This window comes from Nocardiopsis halophila DSM 44494, from assembly GCF_000341245.1.
In the GTDB taxonomy this organism is placed as follows: Bacteria; Actinomycetota; Actinomycetes; order Streptosporangiales; family Streptosporangiaceae; genus Nocardiopsis_A; species Nocardiopsis_A halophila.
The window spans coordinates 23055-29311 of the sequence record NZ_ANAD01000023.1 but is presented as its reverse complement, the minus strand read 5'-3'; the positions used below and the strand labels follow the sequence as shown (position 1 = coordinate 29311).

Below are 6257 nucleotides of genomic sequence, written 5' to 3'. Positions count from 1 at the left end.
CCCGGGGGCGGCCGGGCCCGCAGAGTTCCACCAGGCCTGCGGACACGACCCCGCTCCCCGTCGACCCGCCGCCGGTCCATGCCTCCGGACCGGCGGCATCCCCGGCCGCCCCGGCACGGAGGGGGAGGGCGGCCACCCCGCCCGGCGAGGGACCGCGATCCCTCGCCGGGCGGGCTCAGGAGCCTAGGATGCGCGCGTGCCCCACATCGAGCTGACCACCGTCATCCCTGCTCCCTTTGACAAGGTCTTCCGGGCCTGCGCGGATCCCCACCTGCACCCCCACATCATGCGGCGCTACCGCGAAAGGGTCGTGCGCACCAGCGCCTGCGGGCTGCTCGACCAAGGCGACACCGTCACCTTCCAGGCCCGCCACTTCGGAATCACTTGGAGGGTGGGCAGTCGCATCACCCGTATGGACGCCCCGCACTTCTTCGTCGGCGAGCAGGTCCGGGGCCCTTTCGCCCGCCTGTGCCATGAGCACGCCTTCCACCGGTTACAGGACCGCTCGTGTCTGATGACCGACCGGGTGGACTTCGCCTCTCCCTTGGGGCCGTTGGGGCGCGTGGCCGACACGCTGGTGCTGAAGGAGTACATGAGGCTGCTCATAGCCGAGCGCAACGCGAACCTTCTGCGCCTGCTGGAGTGCGACGGCGGCTCGACCCTGTCGGGCCCATAGCTCTGTCTGAGCAAGCCGCACCTGCGCGGACGGCTGGGAACCCGCCGCATTCCAAACAGCAGGGCGTACGGCGGAGTCAGCCCGGCGGCCGCTGGATCAGGCCGTGTTCATAGGCGTGGATCACCACGTGCACGCGGTCGCGCAGGCCCAGCTTGGTCAGGACCGCCCGCACATGGGTCTTCACCGTGTTCTGGCTCAGGAACAGCTCCTCGCCGATCTCGGTGTTGGAACGGCCGGCCGCGATCAGCATGAAGACGTCGACCTCGCGCGGGCTCAGGGCGCCCAGCGGTTCGGCACTGGTCCGGGGCTCGGCGCGGGGTGCCTCGCGGAGCAGGTCGATGACCGTGGCCGCCACCCCCGGTGCCAAGGCGGACGTCCCGGCCGCGACGTCGTGGACGGCCTTCCGTAGCGCGTTCGGCCGCGTGTCCTTCGTCAGGTAGCCGCTCGCTCCGGCCCGCACTGCGGCGGCCACCAGCTCGTCGGCGTCGAAGGTCGTCAGGATCAGCACCCGCGTCGACGGCGACAGGCGCGTGACCTCCTTCGTCGCGCCGACGCCGTCGAGCCCCGGCATGCGGATGTCCATCAGCACCACGTCGACGCCCTGCGAGCGCACCGCCTCGATCGCGGCCCGCCCCTCGCCCACGTCCCCGACGACCTCGATGCCCGGATCGGCCGAAAGCACCGTGCGCAGGGCGCGGCGCAGCGGTACCTGGTCGTCCACCAGGAGTACCCGTACCGGTCTCACCGCTGCTCCTTGGTCGGTAGCCGTGCCGTCAGGACCCACCCGCCGTCCTCCTGCTCCGCGGAGAACATCCCGCCTGCGGCCTCGACCCTTTCCCGGGACCCCGCCAGCCCGGTCCCGGCGGGGCCGTTGTCCAGCGCGCCCCGGCCGCCGTCGTCGCGGACCCGGAGCAGGACCTCCCCCTCCCGCCATTGGAGAAGGACCTCCACGGAGACCGGGGGCCGCAGGTGGCGGAACGCGTTGGTGATCCCCTCCTGCACCACGCGCACGAGCGCCGCCTCGGCGTCGATCGCCATCGTCCCGCGCGTCCCCTCCTCCTCGAAGGCCACCCGGTGCACCGGCGTGGACGCCGACCGCACCAGATCCGGCAGGGCGGCCAGGGCCGGCAGCGCCTCCGTACGGTCCGGGCGCCCCGCGTCCAGCACGGCCAGCATGGCGCGCAGCGCCCCGAGCGCGTCGCGGCCCGACTCGGCCACGTCCTCCAGCTCCTCGCGCGTGCCGTCGTCGCCGGTCGTCACCGCCGCCGCGTCCACGCGCGCCACCATCACCGTGATCGAGTGCGCGATGACGTCGTGCAGGTCGCGGCGGATCCGCGCGCGTTCGGCCCACCGCGCCGCCTCCAGCCGCTCCCGCTCCGCCCGGGCGGCCCGCTGCCGGCGCCGGGCCGCCGCGACCGCGCCGCCCCACACCCCGGCGACCGCGCACAGTTCGATCGCGCCCTGGGCCGCCGCCGTCCACGCCGCCGCGCCCTCCGGGAGCCGCGCCCAGGCGGTCAGCCCGCTGATGACGACCCCGGCGACGCCCACCAGCAGCGCGGCCAGGCGCAGCCGGAACCCCGTGACGGACGCGATGCGCCACAGCACCACCAGGAAGCAGCCCGCCGACGGCAGAGCGCTGGGCGCCCACCCGGGCATCGGTGTCAGCACGAGCCCCAGCATGGCCGCCGAGGCCGCCGCGAACCCCGAGACGGGGCGGCGCCGGGCCGTCGCGACCGCCGCGTGCAGCGCCACCGCGGCCAGGACCACCGCCGCGACCTGCCACGGCCGGGCGCCCGCGAGGACCATGAGGACCACGGCCGCCACCGACAGCGGCGCCAGGACGCAGTGGGCGGCCAGGGCGAGCCGGGGCCACCGGTCGCCGCCGCGGTCGCCGTGTGTCGCAAAGCCGTCCATGACCACCCTGTGCCGCACCGTTCCGCCGGGCCGCGCGCGAGACGGGCGGCCGGATCACGCCGGGGCCAATGCAACCACGACCGCCGCGCTCCCCGCGCCGGTGAACCGGGGCGGCGGCGCGATTTCACCCCGCGGGGTGAGGTGGGCCGACGGAGTCCGGAACTAGCTTTGCCGCCGTGAACACCCCACGCATGCTCCCTGCATTCCCCACCCGGTCCTCCGGGGCCGCCCGACTCGTCCTCACGCTCGCCGTGCTGGTCGCGACCGCGGTGCCCGGTGCGCCGCCGGTCCGCGCGGACACGGGCGCCGAGGGGCTGGTCGACGCCTACCGGTCGGCCTACGACACCCCCGGCATGGCCGTGGCGGTGATCGACGGCTCTTCGGACGAGACCATCCTCCGCGGCCACGACGGCGACGGTGAGGCCGTCACCGAGGACACCCGCTTCCGTATCGCGTCGATGAGCAAGCCGATGACCGCGGCGGCGGTCATGCTGCTGGTGGAGCGGGGGGACTTCGCCCTGGACGACCCGGTCGTCGACGTCCTGCCCGAGTTCACCATGGCCGACCCGCGCTCCCGCGAGATCACGGTCCGACAGCTCCTCAGCCACACCTCGGGGCTGTCGATCACGACCAACAACGAGTACGCGTTCCCGCCCCCGCGCAGCGCCGCCGACGTCGTCGCCGAGCTGTCCGACAAGGAGCTGGCCGCCGACCCGGGGGAGCGGTGGGAGTACCACAACACCAACTACTCGGTGGCGGCGCGGATCGTCGAGGAGGTCTCGGGCGAGCCGTACAACGCCTTCCTCGCCTCGGAGCTGTTCGCCCCGCTGGGGATGGACGACACCACCGCCACTCTGGGCTGCTCGGACCCGGCGGAGGGGCTGGCCTCCGGGTACGAGGTCGTGCTCGGCGCCGCCGTCGCCGTCCCGGAGATGCCCGGCCGCTGCGTGGGCAACGGCGGCGTCGTCTCGACCCTGGGCGACATGGTGCGGTGGGTGCGCTTCAACCAGGGCGCGCTCGACACCGGCCTGCTGAGCGAGGAGTCCTTGGAAGAGATGCACGCCGCCCAGCCGGGGGCCGAGGAGTACGGCCTGGGCTGGGAGGTCCGCCCCGACCCGGCGGGCGGGGACGCGCCGCTGGTCGCCCACGGGGGCACCCTGGCGACCTGGACCGGCGACATGGCCTTCGTACCCGACACGGGCACCGCCGTGGTCGTCCTGACCAACGGTGTGGGGGCACCGAGTCTGCTGACGAACAACCTCCTGGCGGAGCGGGCCGGCGTTGAGACGACCCCGATGAACAATCCGCTGACCATCGTCAACGCGGTCCTGCTGGGGCTCACCCTGGCGGCGGGCGCGCTCCTGACCACGGCGGTGGTCCGCGCGCGGCGCTGGGCGCTCCGCCGCCGCGGGGCCCGCCGCCCGAGGGTCGTGCTCCGGCTCATCCCGCTGGGACTCGTGACCGCCCTCGGCCTCTTCCTCCCGACACTGATCGGGGCGCAGGGCGGATCGTTCAGCTTCCAGTACTGGATCGTGGTCGTCTGGCTGATGCCGCTGCTGGTGCTGTTCTCCGCGGTGTGCCTCGTCCTGGGCGCCGTCGCGCTCACCCGCCGCATCTGGTGCTACCGGCGACTGCGCTGAAGAGGGCGGTGATCCGACCGGCGGGAGGACGACGAGGAGCGGGCCCNGGGCGGCCGCCCCGCCGGTGACGGGCACCGGGAACCATGGGGAACCTCGTCGACCACCTGCTGGAGGATTGGGTCTCGTGGTTCGCTTCAGGGAAGACCGGTGGGACCTCGGACTCCGCGGGCTGCGGGTCGGGGGCGTCGAGGAGCGGGGCGACGAGGGCCGTGTCGTCGTCGCCGTGCCGCCTTTCGTGCTGGAGCTGGCAGAGGACTGCCTGGTCTCCAAGGGGACACCGTGCGCCCCCGGGGCCGCGCCGCTCGCGTCGGGTGACGCCCTGGACGTCCTCCAGGCGCTCGTCGGCACCGAGGTGCTGGTCTCCATCGCCTTCCCGTCCGGGCACCTGCGCCTGGTGTTCGGCGACGGGCGCCACATCACGGCCCCGGGGCGCCACGACCCGGTCAGTGGGCCCGCCGACTGGTCCCTCGGCTCCCTCAGCTCTCCGGACGGCGTCCTCATCCGCTCCGTCCGCGGGCAGGTCGAGGTGTCCACCGGGCCCGCCGACGCGGGTTAGGGCTCCAACCAGCCGTTGGGCTCGCAGCCGTTCAGACGGAGGGTCTGCTGCATCATCACCGGGGCCCGTTCGCCCGTCCCGGGGCAGCCGACGTGGCCGTGGCCCAGGGCGTGGCCGACCTCGTGGTTGATCACGTAGACCCGGTAGGTCTCCAGGTCGCCGTCGAAGTGCTCGACCGCGGACACCCAGCGGTTCTGGTTGATGATCGCGCGGCCGCCGGCCTTGCAGGAGGTGTAGCCGTTGGTCTGCAGCGGTGCGCACATGGCGTCGACCGTGTCCGGCGAGGCCAGGGCGACGCGGAAGTCGACCGCTCCGTCCTCCACGCGCTCGAAGGAGTGGCCCTGGGAGCGCCAGCCCCGCTCGTCGGCGAGGATCGCGTCCACGGCGGCGGCGAAGTCCTCCGCCTCCCCGGGCAGCCCCTCCTCCACCTCCACGGTGTAGCGGACCACCGGGCCGTCGCCGACGCGCTCGGTGTCGCCGCCGACCACGGACAGGTCGCCGTCGGCGGAGACGACCTCGTCCTCCACCGAGCGCATGATCGGGGAGGCGTCCTCCTCGGGCCCGCCGTCGTCCCCGTCACCGCCCCCGCCGCCGTCCCCGTCGTCACCGGCCGAGGCCTCCGGCGAGGGCGACCCCGAGGGGGCGCCGGCCGCCGGGGAGGCCGTGGACGACGCGGCCGGAACCGCGGCCCCGTCCGCGCCCGGGTCGGGGACCCAGGGCAGGCGGTCGGCCACGAGAACGGCGCAGCCGAGGACGATCACGGCCAGCCCGACCAGTACCTCAAGCGGGTAGCGGCGGCGCCGGCGGCCGCCGGACTGCGGAGCTCGCTCGGGCACGCGCGGACCTTCCTGGAATGGGGTGGGAGCGAGCCTCCAGCATCCCAGAAATCCGCGGACGCGCGAACGCGCCCGCTCCCCGCCTGGTCATCCGCAGTCCGGGAATTGGCGGAAGATTACGCGCCCCCGCCGCCCACGTGCTGGACGACCTCGAACCCCCACAGCTCGCTGCCGGTGGCCGCGGGCCCGCCGTGGCCGTGTCCATGCCCGTGGCCATGGCCGTGCCCCTGTCCCTGCCCCGCCGCGGCGTCCTTGGCGGCCTCGGCGTGGCCGCTCTTGAAGGCGCTGCTCTCCAGCCACTGCTGGAACGACTCCTCGTCCTTCCACCGCGTGTACACCAGGTACCGGTCGGTGCCCTCCACAGGGCGCAGCAGCATGAACTCCTCGAAACCGGGCTGGCCCTCGACCAGCCCCGCGCGCTTGGAGAAGCGCTCCTCCAGCGTCGCGCCCCCGCCCTCGGGGACGGTGAGCACGTTGAACTTGACCACGCTCATGGCGGTGTCCTTCCTCGACGGCGACATCGGCAACCTCGACCGCAACGGGTCCGGGACAAGTCTCCACCACCTCCGGCGCCTGACCGCGGCAACACCCACTCTTTACGAAGCGCGGGGGCGCGCCTGGGGGCCATGCGGGGC

General features: G+C 74.0%; 7 protein-coding genes. 3 read left to right on the top strand and 4 right to left on the bottom strand.

Going from position 1 to position 6257, the window contains the following annotated elements; translation table 11 throughout:
- Positions 1 to 196 precede the first annotated feature (196 nt).
- Entirely contained in the window at positions 197 to 676 is a 480-nt protein-coding gene (locus D450_RS0102845; RefSeq protein WP_017537167.1) for an SRPBCC family protein, read from the top strand.
- 76 nt (positions 677 to 752) lie between these two features.
- Here the strand turns inward: D450_RS0102845 and D450_RS0102840 are convergent, their stop codons facing one another.
- Both D450_RS0102840 and D450_RS0102835 read right to left on the bottom strand, forming a co-directional pair.
- Positions 753 to 1421 carry a response regulator transcription factor gene (locus D450_RS0102840; RefSeq protein ID WP_338037945.1) on the bottom strand — a complete coding sequence of 223 codons (669 nt, stop codon included), beginning with the start codon at positions 1419 to 1421 and terminating at the stop codon, positions 753 to 755.
- Entirely contained in the window at positions 1418 to 2590 is a 1173-nt protein-coding gene (locus tag D450_RS0102835; RefSeq protein ID WP_017537165.1) for a sensor histidine kinase, read from the bottom strand. The genes D450_RS0102840 and D450_RS0102835 overlap by 4 nt, the downstream gene beginning before the upstream one ends.
- Before the next feature lie 176 nt (positions 2591 to 2766).
- Between D450_RS0102835 and D450_RS0102830 the strand changes: the two genes are divergently transcribed.
- Both D450_RS0102830 and D450_RS0102825 read left to right on the top strand, forming a co-directional pair.
- Positions 2767 to 4230 (top strand): serine hydrolase domain-containing protein, encoded by a 1464-nt coding sequence (locus D450_RS0102830; protein ID WP_241483033.1) that lies wholly within the window; start codon positions 2767 to 2769, stop codon positions 4228 to 4230.
- 124 nt (positions 4231 to 4354) lie between these two features.
- On the top strand, positions 4355 to 4786 hold the full coding sequence (locus D450_RS0102825) for a hypothetical protein (RefSeq protein WP_017537163.1): 432 nt from the start codon (positions 4355 to 4357) through the stop codon (positions 4784 to 4786).
- Here D450_RS0102825 and D450_RS0102820 read toward each other — a convergent pair.
- Positions 4783 to 5622, bottom strand: coding sequence for a DUF3152 domain-containing protein (locus D450_RS0102820; RefSeq protein WP_017537162.1), 840 nt, complete (start codon positions 5620 to 5622; stop codon positions 4783 to 4785). The two genes, D450_RS0102825 and D450_RS0102820, sit on opposite strands and share 4 nt — an antisense overlap.
- 116 nt (positions 5623 to 5738) lie before the next feature.
- Entirely contained in the window at positions 5739 to 6116 is a 378-nt protein-coding gene (locus D450_RS0102815) for an antibiotic biosynthesis monooxygenase family protein (RefSeq protein ID WP_017537161.1), read from the bottom strand.
- Positions 6117 to 6257: the final 141 nt, after the last annotated feature.

Excerpts from the sequence above, each read along its gene's own strand:
- D450_RS0102835 (WP_017537165.1), bottom strand. The coding sequence starts at position 2,590 with ATGGACGGCTTTGCGACACACGGCGACCGCGGCGGCGACCGGTGGCCC.
- D450_RS0102815 (WP_017537161.1), bottom strand. The coding sequence starts at position 6,116 with ATGAGCGTGGTCAAGTTCAACGTGCTCACCGTCCCCGAGGGCGGGGGC.